The organism is Microbispora cellulosiformans, assembly GCF_008728085.1.
Classification (GTDB): domain Bacteria; phylum Actinomycetota; class Actinomycetes; order Streptosporangiales; family Streptosporangiaceae; genus Microbispora; species Microbispora amethystogenes.
On record NZ_VYTZ01000001.1, the window covers coordinates 492,553 to 517,667 of the forward strand.

General features: G+C 72.0%; 19 protein-coding genes. 8 read left to right on the forward strand and 11 right to left on the reverse strand.

What is annotated here, in order from left to right; all coding sequences use genetic code 11:
* Positions 1-104 precede the first annotated feature (104 nt).
* From F5972_RS38700 to F5972_RS02000, 3 genes are all read left to right on the forward strand, one after another.
* Positions 105-2,165, forward strand: coding sequence for an LCP family protein (locus F5972_RS38700; RefSeq protein ID WP_263641789.1), 2,061 nt, complete (start codon positions 105-107; stop codon positions 2,163-2,165).
* Positions 2,166-2,405: 240 nt separating this feature from the next.
* Entirely contained in the window at positions 2,406-4,769 is a 2,364-nt protein-coding gene (locus tag F5972_RS01995) for an acyltransferase family protein (RefSeq protein ID WP_150930464.1), read from the forward strand.
* Positions 4,770-4,855: 86 nt separating this feature from the next.
* Positions 4,856-6,040, forward strand: a complete 1,185-nt coding sequence (locus F5972_RS02000; RefSeq protein ID WP_150930465.1) for a glycosyltransferase — start codon at positions 4,856-4,858, stop codon at positions 6,038-6,040.
* Positions 6,041-6,056: 16 nt separating this feature from the next.
* Here the strand turns inward: F5972_RS02000 and F5972_RS02005 are convergent, their stop codons facing one another.
* Both F5972_RS02005 and F5972_RS02010 read right to left on the reverse strand, forming a co-directional pair.
* Entirely contained in the window at positions 6,057-7,274 is a 1,218-nt protein-coding gene (locus tag F5972_RS02005; RefSeq protein WP_150930467.1) for an RNA polymerase sigma factor, read from the reverse strand.
* Positions 7,275-7,313: 39 nt separating this feature from the next.
* Entirely contained in the window at positions 7,314-7,682 is a 369-nt protein-coding gene (locus F5972_RS02010) for a YciI family protein (RefSeq protein ID WP_150930469.1), read from the reverse strand.
* A gap of 147 nt (positions 7,683-7,829) precedes the next feature.
* On the opposite strand from F5972_RS02010, the gene F5972_RS02015 reads away from it, so the two are divergent.
* The gene (locus F5972_RS02015) at positions 7,830-8,579 is read left to right on the forward strand and encodes an acetoacetate decarboxylase family protein (RefSeq protein ID WP_150930472.1); all 750 of its coding nucleotides are present in this window, start codon (positions 7,830-7,832) and stop codon (positions 8,577-8,579) included.
* Between the two features lie 43 nt (positions 8,580-8,622).
* Here the strand turns inward: F5972_RS02015 and F5972_RS02020 are convergent, their stop codons facing one another.
* The 8 genes from F5972_RS02020 to F5972_RS02055 form a co-directional block, all read right to left on the reverse strand.
* Positions 8,623-9,126: an ion transporter gene (locus tag F5972_RS02020; protein ID WP_318527499.1), complete on the reverse strand. Its 504-nt coding sequence runs from the start codon at positions 9,124-9,126 to the stop codon at positions 8,623-8,625.
* A 769-nt stretch (positions 9,127-9,895) separates the two neighbouring features.
* The gene (locus F5972_RS02025; RefSeq protein WP_191909898.1) at positions 9,896-10,525 is read right to left on the reverse strand and encodes an ion transporter; all 630 of its coding nucleotides are present in this window, start codon (positions 10,523-10,525) and stop codon (positions 9,896-9,898) included.
* Positions 10,526-10,663: 138 nt separating this feature from the next.
* Positions 10,664-11,545, reverse strand: coding sequence for a glycosyltransferase family 2 protein (locus F5972_RS02030; RefSeq protein WP_150930478.1), 882 nt, complete (start codon positions 11,543-11,545; stop codon positions 10,664-10,666).
* Between the two features lie 174 nt (positions 11,546-11,719).
* Entirely contained in the window at positions 11,720-12,478 is a 759-nt protein-coding gene (locus tag F5972_RS02035; protein ID WP_150930479.1) for a CDP-alcohol phosphatidyltransferase family protein, read from the reverse strand.
* Positions 12,456-13,496 carry an iron-containing alcohol dehydrogenase family protein gene (locus F5972_RS02040; protein ID WP_191909935.1) on the reverse strand — a complete coding sequence of 347 codons (1,041 nt, stop codon included), beginning with the start codon at positions 13,494-13,496 and terminating at the stop codon, positions 12,456-12,458. The genes F5972_RS02035 and F5972_RS02040 overlap by 23 nt, the downstream gene beginning before the upstream one ends.
* A 44-nt stretch (positions 13,497-13,540) precedes the next feature.
* Entirely contained in the window at positions 13,541-14,272 is a 732-nt protein-coding gene (locus F5972_RS02045; protein ID WP_150930483.1) for a phosphocholine cytidylyltransferase family protein, read from the reverse strand.
* Between the two features lie 93 nt (positions 14,273-14,365).
* Positions 14,366-15,043 carry a DUF5941 domain-containing protein gene (locus tag F5972_RS02050; RefSeq protein WP_225311097.1) on the reverse strand — a complete coding sequence of 226 codons (678 nt, stop codon included), beginning with the start codon at positions 15,041-15,043 and terminating at the stop codon, positions 14,366-14,368.
* A gap of 177 nt (positions 15,044-15,220) precedes the next feature.
* Positions 15,221-16,786, reverse strand: coding sequence for a CDP-alcohol phosphatidyltransferase family protein (locus F5972_RS02055; protein WP_225311098.1), 1,566 nt, complete (start codon positions 16,784-16,786; stop codon positions 15,221-15,223).
* A gap of 170 nt (positions 16,787-16,956) precedes the next feature.
* Here F5972_RS02055 and F5972_RS02060 point away from each other — a divergent pair, with 170 nt between their 5' ends.
* Together F5972_RS02060 and F5972_RS02065 are read left to right on the forward strand one after the other, a co-directional pair.
* Complete coding sequence (locus F5972_RS02060) at positions 16,957-18,363, forward strand: bifunctional cytidylyltransferase/SDR family oxidoreductase (RefSeq protein WP_150930487.1); 1,407 nt, start codon at positions 16,957-16,959, stop codon at positions 18,361-18,363.
* 34 nt (positions 18,364-18,397) lie between these two features.
* Positions 18,398-20,284 carry a CDP-glycerol glycerophosphotransferase family protein gene (locus tag F5972_RS02065; RefSeq protein WP_150930489.1) on the forward strand — a complete coding sequence of 629 codons (1,887 nt, stop codon included), beginning with the start codon at positions 18,398-18,400 and terminating at the stop codon, positions 20,282-20,284.
* A 111-nt stretch (positions 20,285-20,395) separates the two neighbouring features.
* On the opposite strand, the gene F5972_RS02070 is transcribed toward F5972_RS02065, so the two are convergent.
* Entirely contained in the window at positions 20,396-21,454 is a 1,059-nt protein-coding gene (locus tag F5972_RS02070; protein WP_150930490.1) for a glycosyltransferase family 2 protein, read from the reverse strand.
* A 54-nt stretch (positions 21,455-21,508) separates the two neighbouring features.
* Here F5972_RS02070 and F5972_RS02075 point away from each other — a divergent pair, with 54 nt between their 5' ends.
* The gene (locus F5972_RS02075; protein WP_150930492.1) at positions 21,509-23,023 is read left to right on the forward strand and encodes an LCP family protein; all 1,515 of its coding nucleotides are present in this window, start codon (positions 21,509-21,511) and stop codon (positions 23,021-23,023) included.
* A 352-nt stretch (positions 23,024-23,375) separates the two neighbouring features.
* Complete coding sequence (locus F5972_RS02080; protein ID WP_150930494.1) at positions 23,376-25,082, forward strand: ATP-binding protein; 1,707 nt, start codon at positions 23,376-23,378, stop codon at positions 25,080-25,082.
* Positions 25,083-25,115: the final 33 nt, after the last annotated feature.

Sequence of the window (25,115 nt, forward strand, 5' to 3'; positions counted from 1 at the left end):
GCGCGCCCCGTGATCGCCAGGCAAGGAGGACAAGTGTGCGAGCGAAACGTTGACCCTGTCGGCCTCTCGCCCACTCGTCCCGCCGCCTCCTGGGCGGGCCCGCGGTGAGCGAGCGCAGGCGCGTCACCCCGCCCGCCGGGCCTCCTCCCGCCTCCGCTGACCAGAGGGTCTGGGGTCACTCCGACGACGGCTCGTACGGCGGCGCCTTCCAGCCGCCGGCGCGTGGCGGCAGAAGGGCGGCCCCCGTGCCCGCCGGTTACGCCGACCTGCCGGCCGACCCCGCGGGCTACGCGGACATGCCGCGCGGACGCAGGCAGCAGGGCGACCTCCCTCCCGGCCCGCAGGAGGGCGGCCGGGGACGCCGCCGCTCCGGCCAGCGCCCCGAGCCGAGTCATGAGCCGGGCTACGGACCCGCTTACGGGCCGGGTGACGAGGCCCGCTTCGAACCCACCCGCGAGGCCCGCCGCCCCGCCGGCGACGGCCACGAGAGCGAGCCGCCCCGGCGGCGGGGCCGCAGGCGCGGCGACGAGGAGACCGCTTACGGCGTCTCCCCCGCCGGACCGGGCGGACCGGCCGTACCCGGCGGCCCCGGCGAACCCGCCGGTCGCCGGCGGCGCGAGCCCGGCGACGACCGCGGACGTCGCGCCTCGGGTGGCGGCGACGGCCTGCCTCCGGACGACGAGCCGCCCTCCCGGCGCGGATCGGGCGGCGGCCGGTCGCGCCTCAGCGTCGGCGGCTGGATCAGCATCGCGCTGACGTGTGTGCTGGTGATCGGCACGCTGACGGCCTACAAGGTCTACCGGAGCACGCTCGGCCTGATCAACAGGGGCGCGTCCACCGACGAACTCGACAAGAACCGTCCCGTGAGCCCGACCGGTGCGATCAACGTGCTGCTCGTCGGCTCGGACACCCGTACCGGCGACAACAAGAGGTACGGCCAGCACCTGGTCAACGACGGCGAGCGCACCGACACGATCATGCTGCTGCACGTGTCGCCCAACCGGGACGCGGCGACGCTGCTGAGCTTCCCCCGCGACTCGATGGTGCTGATCCCCGCCTGTTACTCGCGCAACAAGACGCTGGTCCCCGCGCACATGGGGATGATCAACTCCGCGTTCTCCGACGGCGGGATGATCTGCACCCGCCGCACGATCGAGAGCCTCACCAACATCCGCATCGACCACTTCATGAAGGTCGACTTCACCGGCTTCAAGAACATCGTGAACGCGCTCGGCGGCATCCAGATCTGCCTGCCGCAGGCCGTCAACGACAAGAACTCGAAGCTCACGCTCCCCGCCGGCAAGCAGGTCGTGATGGGCGAGGCCGCGCTGGGCTACGTACGGCTGCGCCACATCGGCGACGGCAGCGACATCTCCCGGATCAAGCGCCAGCAGGTCTTCATCTCCCAGGTGGTGAAGAAGGCGACCAGCAGCGCGCTGCTCAGGGACGTCACCAAGCTGCAGAAGTTCATCGCGGCGGCGGCCCGGTCCGTCACGATGGACGACGCGCTCAACACCGAGGAGCTCATCAAGATCGCGACGAGTGCCCAGAAGCTCTCGGCCAAGGGCTTCAAGGCCACCACGGTCCCGTGGGAGCCGTACGTGGCCGACAAGAACCGCGTGCAGTGGAAGCAGCCGGCCGCCGGCAACCTGTTCCGGGCCATCGCGAACGACACCGAGGTGACGCCCACCGCCTCCGCGAGCCCGGCCGCGTCCGCCGCCGCCTCGCCGAGCGGCCCGGTGGTCACCAAGCCGCAGCAGGTCAAGGTGCAGGTGTTCAACGGCACCAACAAGTCCGGCCTCGCCAAGGAGGTCGCCGAGGAGCTCACCGGGCTCGGCTTCAACGTCGTCGGGGTCGGCGACGCGAAGAAGCCCGACGGCAGCGACCAGCCCAAGACCATGGTCCGCTACACCGGCCAGGGCTGGAACTACTCCAAGATCCTGATCAGCAAGCTGCTCAACCCCGTCTCCCCGGAGACGGGCAAGGCGGCGACCGGGCCGGTTACGCCGTTCACCCCGGCGTCGCCGCCACCGGACGCGCCCAAGGGCCGGGTACGCGGGCCGATCGTCCAGCTGGTGATCGGCGCCGACTGGAAGGGCGTGCGGATTCCCCTCCAGGTCGGGGACAACGCGGTCACCGCCGACACCGACATCTGCTCCAGCTAGACGCGTCGCCGGGGGCCGGACGGGACGGATACACCTGGGTTACGTCCGGCCCCCGAGGCGACAGAGGTGTCCAAGAACGTTAGGGTGGTGATCTGGCGAACGCGCCCCTGTTCGCCCGTTCGGCTGATGCGCCGGGGCGCCTTCGCTAGTGTCCGAAAGGACGCGGTGACACGCCTCGGGTGCCCCTGGAGCGTGGCCGTCCCCCGAGCCTCCCCCGACAGATAGCTGAGCGTTTCTCCCGTGAGTGACACCCGCCGTCATCCCCCGGTTCCCGGTTCCCCGCCAGGCGTCGACGCCGACGCCGAAGAGGCTCCTACCGGAGTGATAGGCCGCATCACCGGAGACTGGCCCGCTCCGGAGGGCGGTCCGGCCCGCCGGGAGCCGTCGGCCACGGGCGCTCCGGTGCGCGAACCCCACGCGGACCAGCCCGGCGCGCCGGCTCACGGCCGCCACGAGGGCGGCGCCCCGGATCCGGCCGCGGAGGGCGACCCCGGTCTGCCCGTGCGCGGACGCCACGAGGACGGCCGGCCGGGCGACGCGACGCCGCAGGCGCAGGCCCCGGCAGGCGGGGCGTCTCCCGCCGGCCAGGCGCCGTACGAGAAGCAGCCCCTGCCCGTACGCACGCCGCGCAGGCCGGGGGCCGCCCGGCTGGGCGCGCCGCCCGAGTCCGCGCCCTCCGCCCCGGGATTCGACTACTTCTCCGCCGGACGGGGGCAGACCGGTCCCGGCCGGGGACCGAACGGGCCGGGCAGGCGGCCCCTGGCATCCGGCCCGGACGCCCCCACACCCGTCCCCGGCGGCACCCCCGCCTTCCCCGCCCCGGCATTCGGCGGTGGCGAAACCGAATCCTTCGGAACGCCACCGTCCTTCCCCGCTCCCGCCTTCGGCGGCGGCGAAACCGACGTCTTGGGGACACCGCCGAACCCCACCGCTCCACCGCCCGCCTTCCCCGCCCCGGCCTTCGGGGGCGGCGGAGCCGATGTCTTCGGAACGCCGCCGAACCCGGCCGCTGCACCGCCCGCCTTCCCCGCTCCGGCCTTCGGCGGCCCCGAGGCCGGTCCCGACATGTCCGTGAACCCGTTCCTGGACACCCCGCCGACCGGCACCGCCGCGCTGTCCTCGCCTCCGGACGATCCCTTCGGCGTCCCGCCCTACTCGCAGCGGGCCGCGTCCGGTGGTCGCGGCGAACGGCCGTTCCCGGACGACGACCCGCCCACCGCCTTCCAGGCGCCGATCACCGACTTCACGGCCCCTCCCCCGCCCCCCGGAGGAGCGGCCTCGCACGCCGCGCCCGCCGCCTTCCAGGCCGCGCCCGTGCCGGAGGCCCCGGCGGCCCCCGCGTGGCCCGGCCCGGAGGGCGACCCCGGCCAGTGGGACCCCTGGCGGCGCGTCCAGGACGACGGCGTGCCGGACCCCCGCCCGACGGGCCCGCTCGGCAGGCCGCTGCGCGCTCCGCTGCCCGCCTGGGCCGAGGCGCCCAGCCGGTCCGCCGACCCGTTCGGCGATCCGTTCGCCCGGCGTACGGACCGGCAGGACGGGATGGAGGGCGGCGACCCCGGGCAGGAGCCCGAGCAGGAGCCCGCGCCCCGGGCCAGGAAGCCGCGCGATCCCTACCTGGACAACGTGAAGTTCGTCGGCATCGCCCTGGTGCCGATCGGGCACGCGCTGGTCCCGACGCTCGCGGCCGACTCGTCGCGGGCGGCGTACCTGTTCATCTACGTCTTCCACATGCCGCTGTTCGTCATCATCAGCGGCTACCTGTCCAGGAACTTCTGGAACTCCAACGCCAAGACCAACAAGCTGGTCGACACGTTCCTCGTGCCCTACGTGATCGTCGAGGTGGGCTACGCCCTGCTGCGCACCGCCTTCGGGCACAAGTTCAGCATCACGATCATGGACCCGGCGTGGTTGAACTGGTATCTGCTGGCCCTGCTGTTCTGGCGGCTGTCCACACCCGTGTGGAAGCGCATGCGCTATCCGTTCGTCATCTCGATCGCGGTGTATCTCTTCGCCGGATTCTCCGAACTGACCGGTGACTTCAGCATGGACCGGTTCTTCGGCCTGCTGCCGTTCTTCGTGCTCGGCCTCGTGCTCAAGCCGGAGGTCTTCGACTTCCTCAAGCAGCGCTGGGTGCGGGCACTGTCGGTGGTCGTCCTGCTCGGCGCGGCGGGCGTGGCCGTCTTCCTCGTGACGAACTACTCGATCAAGCTCGGCCCGATCTACTACAAGAACAGCTTCAAGGACCTCCACCTGGTGTGGTGGAAGGGCATGGCGCTGCGTACGGGGCTGCTCGTGGCCGCGCTGGCCATGTCGGCGGCCGTGATGTCGCTGGTTCCCCGGCGGCAGACGTGGTTCACCGACCTCGGTACCCGCACGCTCTACTGCTACCTGCTGCACGGCGTGCCCATCATGATCGCCAAGGAGATGGGCTGGCTCAGCGTGCCCTGGCTGTACGGCCCCCTCGGGGTGGCGGCCATCGTGTGCTCGTGCTTCGCCCTGGCCATCGTGCTGTGCCTGCCGGTGACCCGCACCGCGTTCAAGTGGCTGCTTGAGCCCCGGCTCACCTGGCTCTACCGCAGGCCGAGCGCGCAGGCGACGAAGTAGCGCCCGCACGGGAAGTTCAGCCGCATTTCGGGGAGCATTCACCCGAGGCATCCGGTCATTTCGGACTGCGCGGCCAGCCTCCCTGTATGAGGGTATGTGTCGCCACGACCGTGCATCACCCGGAGGACGCGCGGATCACCCACCGGCAGATCCGGGCGCTGCTCGACGCGGGACACGAGGTGACCTTCGTCGCGCCGTTCACGCACTGCAACGTGACGCCGTCGCCGGGGATCCGCGCCGTCGACGTGCCCCGGGCGGTGGGCCTGCACCGGAGCAGGGCGCTGCGGGCGTCCTCCTCGGCCCTGCGCAGGGCCTCGCGGGACGCCGACCTGCTGCTCGTGCACGACATCGAGCTGCTGCTCACCCTGCCGCGCAGAAGGCCGCCCACGGTCTGGGACGTCCACGAGGACACGATCGCCGCGCTGGACACCAAGTCGTACCTTCCGGGGCCGCTGCGCGGCGTCCTGCCGCCGCTGATCCGGGCGATCGAGAGCCGGGCCGAGCGCCGCCTCCACCTGATCCTCGCCGAGGAGGCCTACCGGGCGCGCTTCCCCGGCCCGCACCCCGTCGTGCCCAACCACACGTACGTGCCGCCGACGCCGCCTCCGCCGCCGGGTGACTCCCGCGTCGTCTATGTCGGGCACATCTCGGCGGCGCGGGGCGCCGCCGAGATGATCGAGGTCGCCCGGCGGCTGCGCCCGTACGGCATCCGCCTGGACCTGATCGGGCCGGCCGACGCCGCGGTCCGCCCGATGCTGCGCGACGCGCAGCGCGAGGGCGTGCTCGACTGGTTCGGGTACGTCCCCAACCGGCACGCGCTGCGGATGGCCGAGGGCGCCCTGGCCGGGCTGTCCCTCCTGCACGACCTGCCGAACTACCGGCAGTCGACGCCCACGAAGATCGTCGAGTACATGGCGCGCGGCATCCCCGTCGTGACGACCCCGCTGCCGAACGCCGCGTCCCTGGTCGGACGGGTCGACTGCGGCACGATCGTCCCCTTCGGCGAGGCCGGGCCGGACACCGGGGCGGTCACCGGCGCGGCGTCCGAGTCGGCGTCCGACACGGTGGCTGACGCGGTCGTGCGGGCGGTGCTGCGGCTGCGCGACGACCCCGACCGGCGGGCCGCGATGGGCACCCGGGGGTACGTCGAGGCGCTCAACCACTACCACTGGCCCGCGGTGGCCGGGGAGTTCGTCGCCCTGCTGGAGCGGTGGGCCGAGGCCCCCGGAGCCGTCTCCGCCCTGCGTCCCGGCCGCACGGTCCCCGCCTGACGGGCCGCCGCCGGCCTCACTCCACGCCGAGCGCCCGGCGGCGGCGTTCGAGGAAGGCGCGCTCGGCGGCGTTGCGGCTGCGGGCTGCCGCCGCCTCGTACGCGCGGGCCGCCTCCCCGGTGCGGCCGAGCCGCCGCAACAGATCGGCCCGTACGGCGTGGAAGACGTGGTAGCCGCCCAGGTCCAAAGGCTCCAGAAGGGCGAGTGCCGCGCGAGGACCGTCGAGTTCGGCCACCACGACCGCGCGGTTCAGCGCGACGACGGGGCTCGGCGTGAGCGCCAGCAGGTGGTCGTACAGGCGGAGGATCTGCCTCCAGTCCGTGGCGGCGGCGGACGGCGCCTCGCTGTGGACGGCGTTGATCGCCGCCTGGATCTGGTACGGCCCCGGCATGTCGCGACGCAGGCACGCCCGCACGAGGTCCCGGCCCTCGGCGACGAGGGCGTGGTCCCAAAGGCTCCGGTCCTGCCCGGCGAGGGGCACGAGGTCGCCGTCCGGCGTCGTGCGGGCCGCCCGGCGCGCGTGCAGGAGCAGCATGAGCGCGAGCAGGCCGAGAACCTCCGGCTCGTCGGGCATCGACTCGGCCAGCAGGCGCCCGAGCCGGATCGCCTCCGCGCACAGATCCTCGCGGACCAGCCGGTCGCCCGCGCTCGCCGTGTGCCCCTCGTTGAAGATCAGGTAGACGACGGCCAGCACGGCCCGGAGGCGGTCCGGCAGGTCGGCCTCGCGCGGAACCCTGTACGGGATCCCGGCATCGCGGATCTTGGCCTTGGCCCGCACCAGACGCTGGGCCATGGCCGGCTCGGCGACCAGGAACGCCCGCGCGATCTCCGCTGTGGTGAGCCCGCCCAGCAGGCGCAGCGTCAGCGCGACCCGGGCGGTGGGAGCGAGCGCGGGATGGCAGCAGGTGAAGATCAGCCGGAGCCGGTCGTCGCGCACCGCGCCCTCCTCGTCCGGTTCGTCGTGGTGGTGCGACAAGGCGGCCCGCACCTGCCTGTCCTCGCGCGTGGCCTCCCGCCGGAAGCGGTCGATCATCCGGTTGCGGGCGGTCGTGATGATCCATCCAGCTGGGCGCGGCGGCGTCCCGTCCCGCGGCCAGCGCCGCACCGCCTCCGCGAAGGCGTCCTGGACCGCCTCCTCGGCGAGGTCGATGTCGCCGAAGTCGCGGACCAGGACCGCGACGGCGCGGCCGTACTCCTCGCGGAACACCCGCTCGACGTCGGAAACCCCCGTCATCGCCCTTCCCTCGGCGGAGGGCCGATGCGAGCCGGCATGCTAGGCGGTTCCGCCGTCGTCACCCACGACGTGCGCGAACGGACGCACCTCGATCGGAAGCGTGGTCGCCCGCGCGAGCCTGCGGCCCCACTCCAGCGCCTCGTCGAGGTCGGACGCCCTGATGATCGTCAGCCCGCCGACGTGCTCCTTGCCCTCGGTGTACGGACCGTCGGTGACGAGTTCCTCGCCGTCGCGCGCCCGGACCACCGTCGCCGTGTCCGGGGCGTGCAGCCCACCGCTGAAGACCCATGCCCCCGCGGCCCGCAGGTCCTCGTTGAGGACCGCAAGCTCCCGCATGATCGGGTCCAGGACCTCCGGCGGGGGCGTCCCGCCGCCGGGCTGCCGGATGCTCAGCAGATAGTGCCTCATCGTCTTCCGTACCTCCTCTGGCGGGCAGGCGGGGCGCCGGCCCTCACCCTCTATACGATCGGCCTCATCGCGCATCGACATCCGATCTGGGACAACCTTGCCGCCGTACGACTGTCCTCCGGCGGCCGGGCTTGCTGTACTGGAACCATGGCAAGCCATGTCGTGCAGGGGCGCCGGGTCGAGATGCCGGTGGAGGTCCGCGACGCCTCGATGTGCCTCGCCGCCTACCTGGTGCGGGCCGACGCCGCCCGTGCGGTCCTCGCGTACTCGGGGATGGACGTCACCGAGGTGCTGCCCGGCAAGGCCCTGTGCATGCTGGCGTTCGTCCGCTACCGCGACTCCGACCTCGGCTCCTACGACGAGTTCGGCGTGATGTTCCTCGTACGGCCGGCCGGCGCGGGCGCCCCGCCGAGGCGGGGGCTGCTCGCCGGTCTCAAGGACCTGCGCGGGGCGGGCTCGGGCGCCTTCGTCCACTGGCTCCCGGTCGACCAGGGCTTCACGCTGGAGGCGGGCAGGAGCATCTGGGGCTTCCCGAAGGAACTGGCCGACGTCGATTTGCGGCTCGGCTCGCCGTACAAGCGGTGCGTGCTGCGCAGGGACGGCCGGATGGTCGTCGACCTGCTGATCAGGCCGGGGATGCCGGCCGCTCCAGCGCCGCTGGTCGGCGGGTCCGTTCCGGTGCCGGACGCCTACACCCATCTGGACGGGGTGACCCGGCGTGTCTCCTGGGCCGCCCGCGCCAGGGGGATCCGGTGGCGGCCGGGCGGCGCGCTCGTCCGGCTCGGCAACCATCCGATCGCCAAGGAGCTGAGCGAGCTGGGGCTGCCCCGGCGGGCCCTGCTGACGGTCACCGCCGAACACGTGTCGATGACGTTCGAGGAGCCGCGACAGGCGTGAAGCCCGGCCCGGGAGGCCTGGATCGGCCCGGGACCGGCGCGCGTCACGGGTCCCGACGGCAGGAGCAGAGCTCCTCCTCCGGTGGGTCGCCAGGGTCCACGGCCTCGGGCTCGGTGGCGAGCCCGCCGCGAGCGGCGTCGGCGGAGGCCGCCTGAGGAGCGTCGCCGGGGGCCGCGCGAGCGGGGTCGGCGGAGGCGGGCAGGGCGGCCGCAAGCCGGTCGATCTTCTCGTTCAGCGCCCGGATCTCGTTCATCACCGCCGTGTGCTGCTCCAGCTCCAGCGCCTGGTCCTCCTCCCACCGCGCGGCGTTGACCTCCGCCTCCATCGCCGAGACGATCACGCCGATGAGGAGGTTGAGGACGAAGAACGCCGTGATCACGATGAAGGTGGCGAAGAAGACCCAGGCCATCGGCTCCTTGGCCATCACGTCCTCGGCGACCTGCGGCCAGTTCTCGACCGTGAGCACCGTGAACATGGTGAACAGCGAGGTCCCGAGGTCTCCGAAGGTCGATCCCCACCACAGGGCCGGGGCGGGCGGCCGGGGCAGGCACCTGGCGTTCGGTCCGGAACACGATCTGCCACCCGTGGGCGTCCTTGACTAGCCGGGCTCCGGTGATCCGCCCGGCCGGGCCGCCCCTGGTGACGCCGGGCAGGTCCCTGGTCCACCGGAACCGCACCCGCCCGACCTTGGGCAGGTTGACCGCGCCCCACCGCCGGTTCAGCCGGGCGATGTTCAGGTCCCGCCCCTGGGGGACATCCACGGCCATCCGGGACCGGGACCGGCTCTTGAAGCCGGGCCGCCCGGCGGGATGGGCGGGGTCGAAGAAGTTGGCCCACGCCTGCCGGTAGGTTCTCAGCACCGCTTGGGCCGCCTGGGCGGGCAGCCGGCCCATCCAGTCGATCTCGCGGCGGGTCTGCCGGATCGCGGTGTCGCAGTCCTTGACCGAGGCCAGGCGGCCCTGCCGGAAGGTGCAGTACTCGTGCAGCAGGTTCCACAGCGCGCGGGCGGTGTGGGCCTGACCGTCCAGCACCGCCATGTGGGCGGCGGTGAGGTCGAGTCGCGCCACGTGCGCCCGCGCCTGCCTGGCCACCTCCACGCCCTGATCGTACCCCCGGGTTTACGCCACCGTGACGGAATCCACACCGTGAGTCACCCCTCGATCTGCGGCGCGGGCGCCACCCGCACTGAAGGGCGTCTCGGAGCGGATCCCAGCGAGATATACAGCGCTTCCGTCCGCTGGTACCCCGTGGAGCGGGCACTTCTGGGTGCGGCTGCCACCTTGCCGGAAGCGTGGGCAACGCACCGCTCACGGTCCTCAAGCACTACATCGACCAGCAGAAACGACCCATGTGAGCGGACAGTGTGAGCATCTCTCCCGCCAGGGCTTGACCCATGAGCTGATCTGTTCACGGGTGGAGGGCCAGGGCACGCTCGCGCCCTGGTGGGCACTCCCGCGTGGGCCTTCACCCCCGGCGTGAACGCCGGAGCACTGGCCCACAGGTCGGTAGAGCGACAGCAGCAGGAGGACCAGCGCCGAGGTCAGCCCGGGAATCGCGGTGAACAGCGCGGAGACGACCCGCCGCATGCCCGGCACCACGGAGATCAGCCGCAGGACGCGCAGGAACCGGAAGAGCCGCAGGATCGACAGCGACTCCGAGGCCGGCACGAGGGCGGCGGCCACGATGAGCAGGTCGAACCAGTTCCAGGGGTCGTGGAAGAACCCCTTCCCGTGCGCGGAGATCCGGGCGAGGATCTCGACGACGAAGATCGCGATGATGACCCGGTCGACCACGAGGAAGGCCGTGGAGTGGCGGTCGGCCAGTTCGGGCGACGTCTCCAGCCCGAGCGTCACCGCGTTCAGCGCGATGACGGCGATGACCACCCGCTGGAAGGCCGGCGTGTCGACGAGGACGCGGAGTCGTTCGCGATGAGCCGGCAATCCCACACCCAGAAGATCAGACGAGAACAATCGCCCGAAATCCTATAGTTCGCTGCTGGATGTGGTTCCTGAGGACGTATGTCCCGTCCTGGCCGACGGGCACGATCACCAGACCACCCGTACGGAGTGGCCGTGAGCGCGGCGTCAGACGATGGGAGGGCGGCCGAGGCGGAGCATGCGCCAGGCGGTGCGCCAGGCCATCGGACGGCGCTCGCCCGCCGGCTCCCGCAGCCCTTCGACGAACCCGCCGAACCACGCCTTGACGGCGGGCAGCGACCGCTCCCGCACGAGCGTGAGCACCATCCAGTTGAGCAGGTAGAGCGCGGCGAGCGGCCACGGCAGGTTGCGGCGGGCCAGCCACACCCGGTTGCGGGCGTTCAGGCGGTAGAAGTCCGTGTGCCGGCTCGGCAGCACCAGCGGGTGGTACATCACCGTCTCGGCGTCGTACTCGATGCGGTAGCCCTCGCCGAGCAGCCGCCAGGCCAGGTCGGTCTCCTCGTGGGCGTAGAAGAACCGCTCGGGCAACCCGCCGACCTGGAGGAACGCCGACTTGCGGATGGCGCAGGCACCGCCCAGGAAGGTCGTCACGGGGGAGGAGCGCTCGGGGTCGCCGGCCCGCAGGCGGGGCACGTGGCGCCGCTGCACCAGGCCGCCCTCGGGGTCCATCACCCGGAAGGAGATCACCGCGAGGTCGGGCTCGTGCGTGAACCGCTCGCGGACGTGCGCGGCCACCTTGGTGTTGGCGTACCAGCCGTCGTCGTCGAGGAACAGGACGATGTCGCCGGAGCACTCCTGCACGCCCCGGTTGCGCCCCTCGGGAATGCCCGCGTTGTGCTCCAGCCGGACCGTCTTGATCGTCGCCGAGGTGCCCAGCGGCGGTGCGGTGGTCAGCTCCGGGACGTCCGCGCCGTTTCCGACGACGACCACCTCGATGTCGCCGTCGGTCTGCGTGAGCGCGGACTCCACCGCCCGGTCGAGCTCGGCGATCCTGTTGCCCATGGTGAGGATGACACAGGAGATCTTCACCGCGTCATCGCCTCGACGCGGGGCGCACTGCACACGACTTCATGTTCACCGAGTCTGTATGGCCGGGCGATCCGGGAGCTGCCTGGTTTACCGTGGCACAAGGGTATCGGAACTGCCACCAAACACCCACCCAACCGCGGATGTACGAGCGATCGGCACGCCGCGCCGCCCCCGTCACGACAGCCGCCGGGACGCGAGGATGCTGACCAGGTGCAGCACGAGCTGGACCACCGCGATGACGAGGCAGGCGACCATGAGGATCCGCGTGGCGGAGAACCAGTTGTCGAGCACCGCCGCGGCCACGACGATCAGCGACAGCTCGACGGCCTGGATCACCCGGTGGAACCGCAGCGCCGCCGCCGCCCGGCGGGCCAGCGCGAGCCGCGGCGAGGCGAACTGCTGCGCCGCCGCCTCGGTGGTCGCGACCAGGCCGGACCGGGCGCGGGCCACGTCGACCAGGTCGGTCTCCGACTTGATCAGGATCGCGCCCAGCGCCGCCGCCACGCCCATGACCGTGTACCAGTCGGGCAGCGTCTCCGACGCCCGGAAGCCCAGGCCGATCAGCAGCGCCGCCTCGGCGAAGTAGTGCCCGACCCGGTCGAGGTAGACCCCGGTGATCGAGGTGCGGCCGGTCCAGCGGGCCAGCTCGCCGTCCGAGCAGTCGAGCAGCAGGTAGACCTGGATGAGCAGGGCCGCGGCCAGCGCCGCCCAGAGCCCGGGCAGGGCGAGGACGGCGCCCGCCGCCACCCCGCACAGGATCATCAGGCCGGTGACCTGGTTGGGGGTGATGGGCGTCTTGGCCAGCAGCCAGGTGGCGTAGATGGACAGCCGCCGCATGTACAGCAGGCCTGCCCAGTGCTCGCCGCTGCGGCGGTCCATGGTGGTCTGCGGCTGGGCGACCGCGCGAAGCTCAGCTACCGACGGCGCGGACATAGTCCTCAACTCTCGCCCGGACCTCGGGCTCCGACAGCCGGAGGTGCTCAAGGATGGTGTAGCGGCCGGGCCGGGTGCTGGGGGCCAGCATCACCGCGGCCGTGAACTGGTCGGTCGTCAGGCCGACGTCGCCGGGCACGACCGGCAGGCCGTGCCGTCTGAGGCAGTCGGTCACCTGGCCGAGCCGGTGCGCGTCCTCCCGGAGGAAGTAGCAGAACGCCGCGCCGATGCCGGCCAGCTCACCGTGGTTGGAGGTTCCGGGGAAAAGCTGGTCCACGGCATGAAGGATCTCATGATCGCCGCCACTCGCCGGACGACTTGACCCGGCGATGACCATCGACATGCCCGAAAGGATCAGCGCCTCGGCGAGCACGGTCAGGAACGCGTCCGACTCGATCGAGTCCTGCCTTCCCAGAACGGCCTCGGCGGACGTACGCGACATCGAGATCGCGAGGCCGTCGATGGGCTCGCCGCGTTCGACGTTGCCGAGCTGCCAGTCGTCGATCGCCGACAGGTTGCTGAGCACGTCGCCGATCCCGGACCGGACGAGCGAGGGCGGGGCGTCGTGGACGAACTCCAGGTCCACCATGATCGCCAGTGGCATGGGTACCCCGAACGAGCCCTTGCCCCCTTCGTACACGAGGGAGGCGACCGGGGAGCAGATCCCGTCGTGGGAGAGGTTGGTGGCCACCGCGACCATCGGGATGCCCGCCAGGGACGCGGCGTACTTGGTGGCGTCGATGGTCCTGCCGCCGCCGACGCCGATCACCGCCTCGTAGTTGCCCTTGCGCAGGTCGGCGCCGAGCGACACGGCCGCGTCGACCGTGCCGTCCGCCACCCGCAGCACCTTGGCCTCACCGAGCGAGGGCGCGATGACCTCGGCGATCCGGTCGCCCTGCCCCACGCCGACCGCGACCGCGACCCGGCCGGAGGTGGCCACCCTGCTGTCGGCCAGCAGGGTGCCGAGCTGCGCGATCGCGCCCCGCCGCACCTCCATCGTGAGGGGGGCGGGGAGCATCCTTGCCAGAATCGGCATGCGAACTCCTCAGAAGGCCGCGCGGCTCAGTAACGGCACGCGATCTCACGGGCCTTCGCCAGGTCGTCGTGGTTGTCCACCTCGACCCAGTCGACCTTCCCGATCGGCGCCACGGAGATGGTCTCGCCGCGCCGGACCATCTCCTGGTAGCCGTCCTCGTAGTAGAGCTGGGGGTCCCGCTCGAAGGTGGCCTGCAACGCGTCGGCGAGCCGCTCGGCCGCGCCGGGCCGGATCAGCGTGGCGCCGATGTACTCGCCGTACGCCTCGGCGGGGTCCATCAGCTTGGTGATCCGCTTGAGCCGGCCGTCCTCCAGTGTGACCTTCATCTCCTCCTCGGCCAGGGACTTCACGTCGTCCACGGCGAGCAGGATGTCGGAGGTGTCCTCGGCGGCGAGGAGAGTCCGCTCCACCGAGACCGGGTGGACGGTGTCGCCGTTGACCAGCAGCGCGCCCCGCGAGAAGTGGTCACGCGCGCACCACAGCGAGTAGGCGTTGTTCCACTCCTCGGCCTTGTCGTTGTGCACCAGCGTCAGCGACACGCCGTGGCGGCGCTCCAGGTCGGCCTGGCGCTCCTGTACGGCCTGGGCCTGGTAGCCGACGATGACCACGACCTCGCGCAGGTCCACGGCCGCCAGGTTGCGCAGGGCGATGTCGAGGATCGTGGTCTCACCGTCGACCGGCACCAGCGCCTTGGGCAGCGTGTCGGTGTACGGCCGCAGGCGACGTCCGGCTCCGGCGGCCAGCACCATTCCGAGCAATTTCCCGCACTCCTTGAGGTCGAGCGTCAGACAGTAAACCCAAAGGTTAGTTGGCCCGGGGCCGCACTTGGGTAATCCGCCGTTGGTCTGACGTTAATCCTGGGGAGCCGGTTCCACCGCCTGGTCGGGCGTGCGGGGGGCGGCCAGCCAGCAGGTAAGGCTCTCCCAGCCGAACAGTCCCCACAGGTAGAGCGCGAGCAGGACGAACGCGGGAGCCACCATATCGAGCAGTCCGGCCAGGGCGACGACCAGCATCCGGCCGTCCCAGCCGAGCCCGGCCGTGGCCAGCCACGGCGGCGGATACACGTGCTGACGCACCCGGTAGACGATGTCGTAGTGGTGGAAGGCCATCGCGCCGAGCAGCGCGAAGGTGATCACGGGCGGCACCGAGCGGGCGAACCCGGCCGAGGCGACGAAGCCGTACTCCGTGAGGCGCAGAATCGGGGGCGCCAGCCAGTCGAGCCGCCCGTCGTGCCGGTGCGCGCTGCCCGCCCCGGCGAGCAGCAGGGCGATCGCGGGCGCGAAGACCGCGAAGTCGTCGGCCCCGGCGATGCCGAGGACCAGCAGCACGCCGGTCACGAACGCCCCGGCGAGCGCGGGCGGCAGGGGCGGCAGCTGCCCGGCGACGAGCAGCCCCATCGCCCGCGACAGCGGGCCGTCGTCGCGCTGGGCGACCACGACGCTGCGCGGCACGGGAGTCATGTGGACGGAGATCACGTCGGAGCCCTCCCGAGCGGCGTCGTAAGCGGCGTCATTGCCGGGGCGGCTCATGCCACCTCCTCGCCTTCGGCTCGGAGCGGCATGCGCCAGGCGCTGTGTTCACTGATTCGCTCGCTACGCTCGCTCATGCCACCTCCTCGCCTTCGGCTCGAAGCAGGGTCGTGCCGGAGGCGCGCAGGTCAGCATTTCGCCGGGCGCTGTGTTCACTGATTCGCTCGCTACGCTCGCTCATGCGAAGGACCTCGCCATCCGCCCGGCGGCCGTGTAGACGAGCGCCACCCCGCCCCAGCCGAGCAGCGCGAGGAACGTCACCCGCGCGTCGAACAGCGCCGCCGTGACGCAGATCAGGGCGGTCCGCTCCCCGATCGGCAGGACGATCATCTTCTTCAGCCAGTAGGCCACACCCCGGTCGAGCCGCCGCGACAGCGCCAGCACCGACCCGGTGCCCGAGGCCGCGGCCGCCGCCGGGGCCTCGTCCCAGGGCACCGCCATCGAACGCGGGGCCGCCGCCCGCAGGCTCGCCGCCCGCGCCCGGTCCGCCAGCGATCCGGCGTACGCGAAGTCGACCATGTGCCGGATCGTCTGCAGGATCAGCGCGGCCACGGCCAGGGCCCAGATCTGCCAGGACCCCTCCGGGCCGGAGGTGTACCCGAGCACCAGCCCGACGTAGACCACATACTCCTTGATCCGGTCGCAGATGGCGTCGAGCCAGCCGCCGAGCGGGGAGAACCGGCGTGTGTACCGCGCGACCTGACCGTCCAGGCAGTCGAGCACGAACGACAGGTAGAGCGCGACGGCCCCCACGACGAGCCCCGCCCGGTGCCCGTCGGAGAACCAGACGGCGGCGATGAGCGCGAACGCGACCGAGACGCCGGTGATCGAGTTGGGCGTCAGGCCGAGCCGTACGGCCGGCCGGATCAGGTGGCGGGACCACGAGCTGACGCAGAAGGTCGTGAAGAAGCCGTCTCCGCTCTTCACGGCGGCGTCCAGCCGGGCCCGCGGCTCGTCGACGTCGGCGAGCTCGCGCACCGCCCGCTCGGCGGCCGGGCGGGTCGCGACCCGCCCGCAGTGCAGCGCGCCCGGCGTGACGGCGTGCACCGGGACGCCCGCCCGGGCGAGCCCGGTGAGCAGCAGCTCGGGCACCTCGGTGTCGCCCACCCGCCCGAGGTGGCGGCGCTGGGCGAGGTCGGCCAGCTCCTCGGCCAGGTCGGCGAGCCCGGCGAGGTGCGCCTCCCCGACCTGCAGGACGCCGCGGAAGGTGCCGTTGGCCCACTCGACCTCGTGGAAGGAGGTGCCGGCCGACACGACGCGGCCCCACTCCGTCCGCACGGGCGGCCGCAGCGGGGCCGGGTCGCCGCTGGCGACGATCGCGCCGGTCGGGCGGGCGGGATGTTCGAGCAGCAGGGCCAGCGCGTCGGTGTGCGCGACGACGTCGGCGGCCAGCACGGCGACCGGGGAGGTCGAGGCGCGGGCCGCCTTGGCCACGATCCGCAGGTCCTCGGCGAGGCCGTCGCTCACGCAGATCTGGTGCCGCGGGCCGCTCTCGATCTCCCGTTCCGGCCCGCCCGCCGGACCCGGCCGCCGCCCGCCCGCGGCCTGCGGCCCCGGACCGCCCGCCGCGATCTGTCTTCGCTCGCCCTCCCAGCCGTCCTGGCTCCTCACCACGACCACGACCTCGCGGACCGGCAGGGTGAGCAGCTGGGCGACGAGCCGCTCCAGGAGGCTGCCCTCCGACCGGGCGCCGTCGGAGCAGGGCAGCCCGGCGGCCGGCGAGGTCGCGAGGACGACCGCCACCGTCTGTGTGTCCCGTACCGTACCGGGCTTGCTCGGATCCGCCCCCATATGGAAACCCGTTTCACGTCGGCCGCACGTGCTCACCTCGCAAAGTAACCGAGTGATCACTAGGTGGCAATCACCTTCTGCGGCTTCCGGCACGGGTATGGTCTGCTGTCGGGGAGGACATCATGATCGCGGAATCGCGTCTGCGCAGGGTGGGGGTCGTGCTGGCCGGCGGCGTCGGCCAGCGCGTGGGGCTGAACACGCCGAAACAGCTTCTGAAGATCGCCGGAAAGACGATCCTGGAGCACACCCTCGACGTGTTCGACGGCCATCCGGAGATCGACGAGGTGATCGTCCTGATGACCCCCGGCTTCGTCCCGGACGCCGAGGAGCTCGTCAGGCGGAACGGCTACACGAAGGTCTCCCGGGTGCTCGAAGGAGGCGCGAGCCGTACCGAGACGACCTGGCGGGCGCTGTCCGCGCTGGGCGAGCGGGAGTGCGACGTGCTGCTGCACGACGCGGTCCGGCCGTTGATCGAGCCACGCGTCATCAGCGAGTGCGTGGCGGCGCTCGGCCGCTACGAGGCGGTCGAGGTGGCGATCCCGTCCTCCGACACGATCGTCGTGGCCGCCCCCGGCCCGCGCGGCGAGATCATCCGCGACATCCCCGACCGCTCCCGGCTGCGCCGCGGGCAGACCCCGCAGTGCTTCCGGCTGTCGGTGATCCGGGCGGCGTACGAGCGCGCCCTGGCCGACCCCGAGTTCCCCTCCCTGCCGACGACCGACGACTGCGGCGTGGTGCTGCGCTACCTGCCCGACGTGCCGATCTACATCGTGCCCGGCAGCGAGCGCAACATGAAGGTCACCCACCCGGTCGACGTCTATCTGGCCGACAAGCTCTTCCAGCTCGCCGAGAACACCGCTCCCGCGCTGACCGAGGCGCAGTACCGCGCCGGGCTGGAGGGCCGCACGCTCGTGGTCTTCGGCGGCAGCTACGGCATCGGCGCGGACGTCGTCACGCTCGCCCGGGGCTACGGCGCGAGCGTCCACTCCTTCTCCCGCAGCGAGAACGGCGTGCGCGTCGAGGACGCCGCCGCCGTCGAGGACGCCCTGGCCCGCGTGTACGCCGCGACCGGCCGGATCGACCACGTCGTCAACACGGCGGGCGTGCTGCACATGGGCAGGCTCGGCGAGGCCGGCCAGCACACGATCGAGGAGACCATCGGCGTCAACTACCTCGGCCCGGTCAACATCGCCCGCGCCTCGGTGAAATACCTGATGGAGACCCACGGCCACCTGCTGCTCTACACGTCCTCGTCCTACACGCGCGGCCGGGCCGACTACAGCCTGTACTCCTCCACCAAGGCCGCCGTCGTCAACCTCACCCAGGCGCTCGCCGACGAGTGGGCCTGCCAGGGTGTCCGCGTCAACTGCGTCAACCCCGAGCGCACCGCCACCCCCATGCGGCTGCGCGCGTTCGGCGACGAACCCGCCGGAACGCTTCTCTCCCCCGCCGCCGTCGCCCGCACCAGCCTCGACGTGCTGCTGTCCCGCCTCACGGGACAGGTCGTGGACGTGCGGCTCAGCCGATGACCGCAACCACGTACGGAGGGACGGGCGTTCGCCCATGGGGGGAAACATCAGGGGGCGCACGGCCTCCGAGGCGCGGCTCACGCCGCTCGCACGCCGCCTGGCTCTGGCCGCCGGGGGGCGCCGGGGCCTGCGCAGGCTGGCCGGGGGACACCGCGGGCTGCTCACCGCGCTGACGCTCGCGTCGTACCCGGCCCTGCTCGCGGCGGCCGTCTGGCCGCTGCCCGCGACCTTCGCGGTGCTGGCGCCGCTGTCGTACGCCGCGGAGACCGCGCTGCCCGGCCGGGCGGCGGCGGCGCTCAGCCGGGCTCATCTTGGGGCCACGGTCCGCTTCCTGGCGCGGGAGACCGCCGCCGTGGTGCTGCTGGCGCGGATGGCGCCGGGACGGCCGTGGTGGTACGCCGCGCTGGCGACGGGGCTGTTCCTGTTCCACGGCGTGCGGGCCGCGCAGACCTGGCTCGCCTGCCGGCTCGATCGCGTCCACCACCAGATGCCGGTGGTGACGCGCAACATCCGTCTGACCGCGCTGCCGATCCCGCCCGCGCCGCCCCGCGCGCTGCTCGCCTGGCGCGGCACCCGCCCGCTCTACCTCGACGCGCTGGCGATCGTGCCGGCCGCGGCCCTGACGCCGTCCGGCCTCGGCTGGGCGGGCGCCGCGGGCGCCGCCGCGGCCGTGGCGCTGGAGGCCGTCGTCACCGCCACGCTGCTGGTCCACGCCCGGCGGGCCGCCCACCTGGGCGACCGGCGGCGTGTCCTGTCGGCCGTGGACGAGTGGGTCGCCGCCTACCGGCCCGAGGTCGTCATGTACTTCTCCGGCCCGGCCACGGCCGCGTACCAGGCCACGATGTGGCTGAGCACGCTGGAACGGATCAGGCCGAGGACGCTGGTGGTGCTGCGCGAGCGGTCGCTCGCCACGGCCCTCGGCCCGACGACGCTGCCGGTGGTGTGCATCCCCTCGTCGGTGGACCTCATGAACTTCCGCGCGCTGGACGGCGTCCGGGTCGCGCTGTTTCCCGCCAACGTCGGCAACAACATCCACATGCTGCGGGTGCCGGGCGTCCGCAGCGTGTTCATCGGCCACGGCGACAGCGACAAGGAGGCGTCGTTCAATCCGTACACGAAGGTGTACGACGAGGTCTGGGTGGCCGGGCCCGCCGGGCGCGACCGTTACCTGCGCGCCCAGGTGGGCGTGCGGGACGAGGCCGTCGAGGAGGTGGGCCGCCCGCAGCTCGCCGGGATCCGGCGCACCGGCCCGCACACGAAGGGCACGGCGCCGTACCGGACCATCCTGTACGCCCCGACGTGGGAGGGGTGGAGCGACGACGTGTTCCACAGCTCGCTCGTCGCGATGGGGCCCGCCATCGTGCGCGCGCTGCTGGCGCAGCCGGTACGGGTGATCTACAAGCCCCACCCGCTGACCGGCCACCGGTCCCCGGCGGCCCGTACGGCCCACCGGCGGATCATGGCGCTGCTGGGCGAGCGGACCGGCATTCCCCACGTGGCCGTGACCGGCCGGGAGCCGTCGCTCTACGACTGCTTCAACGAGGCCGATGTGCTGATCTCCGACATCTCCAGCGTGGTGTCGGACTTCGTCGCCAGCGGCAAGCCGTACGTCGTGACGAACGTGGCCGCCCTGTCAGGGGACCGCTTCCGCGAGCGCTACCCGGCCGCCGGGGCGGCCTACCTGCTCGGCCCCGACCTGGCGGAACTGCCGGACATCCTGCGCCGCCTGGACGCTCCAGGAGAGGACGAGATGGCCGGCGCCCGCCGCGCCCTGCGGGGCTACCTGCTCGGCCCGGACCATCCGGACCATCCGGACCCGCTGGCCCGCTTCGAGGACGCCGTACGGCGGGCCGCCGCCCGCGCCGAGGAGCGCGCCCGCTTCCTCGGCCTCGAAGCCCTCGCCCCCTCCGCACACGACTGAACATCACTCACGGAAGGCTTCCAGGTCAAGGGGCGGTACCAGGTGACCTCGACGGTGCCGTTCGGGCGGGAGATCCTCGTCCCCCACCCGATCGGCTGCACGCTGGACACCTCAGTCTTCGAAAAGGTCGTCTAGGCTCGCCCGTTCCGGCTTGGGACGGGGCTTGCTGAGCTTCGGGGGGCTGGTCAGGAAGCCGGTCCCCCACGAGACGTGCATGGCCGCGTACACCACCGGGAGGCGTACGAGCGCGGCGGGCGGCAGGTGGCGGCCGGTGAGGACCGAGCCCGCGACGATCGCCGCGAGATAGCCCCCGGGGACGAGCAGGCCGGGCCAGAACACCGGCGAGACCACCAGGCCCAGCGCCATCGCCGCGACGGCGGCGGGCGGGGCGAGATAACGCAGGTTGATCGTGCCCTGGTGGGTGCGGGAGACGACCCGCCGCCAGCGCCCGTAGTGGAAGTACTGCTTGGCCAGGGCGCGCACGTTGGGCCGGGGCCGATACGTGACGCGCATCCTCGGCTGGAACCACACCAGCCCGCCGGTCTCCCGGATGCGGTGGTTCATCTCCCAGTCCTGCGCGCGCAGGAAGTGCTCGTCGTAGCCGCCCACCCGGTCGAGCGCGCTGCGGCGGAAGACGCCCAGGTAGACGGTGTCGGCCGGGCCGGCCTCCCCGCCCGTGTGGAACCGGGCGTTGCCCACGCCGATCTTCGAGGTCATGGCGCAGGCCACCGCCTGCTCGAACGGCGTGATCCCCTCGGCGGCCATGATGCCGCCGACGTTGTCGGCGCCGGTCTGCTCCAGCGTCTCGACCGCCGTACGGAGGTAGTCGCGGGGCAGGATCGCGTGCCCGTCCACCCGCGCGATGATCGGGTTGCGGGACGCGGCGATCGCGGCGTTCAGCGCGTTGGGCGTGCGGCCCGTGGGGTTCGGCACGACGACGACGCGGCGGTCCTCGGCCGCGATGGCGTCGGCCACCTCCTGGGTGCGGTCGTGGGACGGGCCCACACTGATGACGACCTCGAGCGGGCCCTCGTAGTCCTGTTCGAGGACCTGCCGGACGGCGTCGCGCAGGTGCCGCTCCTCGTTCAGCACCGGCATGATCACCGATACCGGCGGCCAGTTCCGCGCGGGATTCTGGCTCGACTGTCGCGAGTCGGGAAAGGGCTTCATGGCGGCGCTCACGCTACTGTACGGAGGGGTGGAGACGGCAACCGGAGGACGGGAATGCCCGGCGAGGATCAGGAGGACTCCGGCGTCCGCATAGGGGGCGACGGGTACGGCGGAGTGCGGCTGGCGCCGCAGCGCGCCCGCCGCCGCGGGACCAACCTCCGATCCCTGGTCATCTCGGGCGCGCTCTCCGGAATCGTGCTGGTCGGCTCGGGTGTGCTGTGGACGGTGCCCAACTTCGCCTCCGGCCGCATCCGGTCCGTGGAGGCGGGCACGAGCGAGACCACGTCACGGGGCGCGATGAACATCCTGCTCGTCGGCGTGGACAAGCGCGACGACCTGAGCAGGCGCCAGCAGGTCCAGCTCCACCTCGGCCGCGACGTCGGCGAGCGCACCGACACGATGATGGTGCTCCACCTGTCGGAGGACCACAGCAGGGTCACCGTCGTCAGCCTGCCGCGGGACACCTGGACGACGATCCCCGGCAAGGGCGACCACAAGATCAACTCTGCGTACCAGTTCGGCGGGCCGAAGCTGACCGTCAAGACGGTGGAGCAGGTGACCGGGCTGCGCATCAACCACTACGTCGAGGTGAACGTGCTCGGGTTCATCGGCGTGGTGGAGTCGCTCGGCGGCGTCACGGTCTGCACGCCGGTGGCCATCGACGACCCCAAGACGAAGCTCAACCTGCGGCCGGGGACGTACACCCTGGACGGGGTCAACGCGCTCGCGTACGCCCGCACCAGGGCCACGGCCCGGTCGGACCTCGACCGCATCGACCGGCAGCAGCAGGTCATCTCGGCGCTGCTCGACAAGGCGCTGAGCGGCGGCACGCTGGCCAACCCGGCCAAGCTCGCCGGGTTCCTCGACTCCACGTTCAGGACGATCATGGTGGACCCCGCCCTGCAGAAGGACCTGCTCGGCATGGTCAGCCAGTTCAGGGACGTCTCGACCGACGACGTGGCGTTCGCGACCGTGCCGCTGGCCGACGTGAACTACCGCTCGCCCACGGGCGAGTCGGCGGTGCTGTGGGACAAGCCGGCCGCCCGTGAGCTGTTCCGGCGGCTCGACGCCGACCAGCCCCTCGTGGAGCCGCCGGCGAAGGCGTCCGCGTCCACGAAACCGTCGGCGTCTCCATCGAGCAGCCCCGCGGCCTCGGCCTCGCCGAGGGCCCTGACCATCCCGCCCGCGCGGATCTCGGTCAAGGTGCTCAACGGCACGCTCATCCAAGGCCTCGGCGCGGCCACGAAGACCAAGCTCGTCGAGGCGGGGTTCATGGTGCCGTCGGCCCCCGGCGACACGGCCCGGCGCGACTTCGCGAACACGGTCGTCCGCTACCCGCCCGGCCGCGAGGACTCGGCCCGTACGGTGGCCGCCGCGATCCCGGGCGCCGAACTGCGCGAGCAGCCGGACGTGACCGGCATCGAGGTGGTCGTGGGCCAGAAGAACCACGACGTGAAGAAGGTGACCGTGACCGCGGCCCCCACGGCGTCCGCCTCGGGTTCCCCCGCCTCCACGCCGGTGGCGACCCCCTCGGCCCGCACCGCGACCCAGAACATCTGCAAGAAGTGACTTCCACCGGCCGCGGTGAAACGCGCACCGGAATTCCGGTTCGTGGATAACTCAGAAAGCGGAACGGGTGCCCGTTCAAAAAGGCACCAGCGTCATCCACAAGTGGACCGAATACTGGCGGACGGCCTTTCATCGCCCGTTTTCCTGCGCTCGCGGGGACGGTCGCGATGAACGTCGTGTACGGCGTGGCGGCCCTGGCCTTCCTCCTGGCCCTGCTCGGCTTCGGCTCACTGCTGTCCACATCATGACCTCGCGCCGCCGACAGCACGGCCGGCGGCGGCTGACGCATGAGATCACTGAGCGGCAACTGAGAAAGCGTCGGAATTACCGCTCTCTCAGTTAGCATCAGTGCATGGAACCGGAGGCGCTGAACGCCGTGCTCGACACCGTCGGCGCAGGCGTGCCGGCGGATGCGCTGGAGTCGGAGACTCTGGACTTCAAGCTCGTCGCCGACTCGCCCAGAGTCACCTTCAGCCTGCTCGCCGACGCGCTGGTCTGCTTCATCAACGCCCAGGGCGGCACGGTCGTGCTGGGCGTGGACGACAAGGCGACAGTGCGCGAGGCCGCGCTGCGAGGCGTACCCGCCTCATACTCCCTGGACGGAATCCGCAAGGGGGTCTTCGATCAGACGTCTCCTCCGATCACGCCATTCGTCGTGGAGAGGTTCGTGGACGGCGTCCGGCTGGTCGTGGTGTCCGTTCCCCGCGGGGTCATGCCGCACAGCAACGCCGCGGGCCTCGCCACACGTCGCCTCGGCAAGGAATGCCTTCCGTTTCCGCCCGCCCAGCAGCGCGAAGTCATGATCGCGCGAGGCCAGATCGACTGGTCCGCCGATGCGTCCGGCGCCGGGCTCGACGACCTGAGCGCCGTCGAAGTAGCCCGTCTTCGCGATCTACTAGTGGCGGCCGGCCGCGATCACATCGCCGAACTGTCCGACCGCGCGATGCTCGAAGCGCTGCGGCTCATCGCTCCGGGCGGTGGTGTCACCAATGCCGGAGTTCTCCTGCTGGCCGACGAGCGGGCACTGCGCACGATCGTGCCGAGCTACGGGTACTCGTATCAGTTCCGCCCGACCCTGGGAAGCGAGGCGACGGGCAGGGCCAGAGGGACCAAACCTCTGCTCGCCGCGATCGACGCCATGGCGGAGGCGGTCGCCACGCGCCGGGAGATCCACCCCCTGACCATCTCCGGTGGGGTGCAACTGCAACTCACCGACTATCCGCAGGACGCCGTACGCGAGCTGATCGTGAACGCGTTCATCCACCGGTCGTTCGAGACCGGTGGCACGGTGGACATCGAGCACTCGCCTGAACGGCTCGTCATCACGAGCCCGGGCGGGCTGGTCGCCGGGGTCACGCCGGACAACATTCTCACGCACCCGTCGACGCCTCGTAACCGGCTCCTGACCGAGGCGATCTCCGCACTGCAGCTCGCCGAGCGCACCGGCCAGGGCATCGACCGGGCCTACCGGGAGATGCTCCGCGTGGGTAAGGAACCTCCGACCATCGAGGACAACGGCACCTTCGTACGGGCGACGCTTCCGGGCGGCATCGGAAACGACGCCTTCGTTCGCTTCGTTGGGGAGTTGCCGGCGAAGGCCGGGCGTGACGTCAACGTTCTGCTGACGCTGTCGCATCTGCGCGGCACCAGCACGGTCGACGCGCTCCGGCTCGCCGCCGTCATCCAGCGCCCTCCGGCGGAAGCCCAGGAAGTGCTCTCGCGGATGGCGGAGGAGTTCGCCCTGCTGGAGCCGACCAGACGCACGGTCAGGAAACCGTTCCCCACTTATCGTCTACGGGCCGAGACGGTGGCGGCGATGTCGCGGGCGGTCGCCTACCGGCGCCGAGGCGTGGACGGAACGGACCAGAAAGTGATCGATCACGTTCGCGAGTACGGCTTCGTGACGAACCGCACCCTGCAGCGCCTCTTCGACATCCAGGTGTACGCCGCGCGCGACATGCTCGACGACCTGCGCGCCCGCCGGATCCTGGAGAAGATCGGGGACGCGCGTGGCGGCACCGGGGTCAGGTACGGGCCGGGGCCCGCCTTCCCCCGCTGAGTGATCGAGTTTTGTCAGCCGGAGGATCACCCG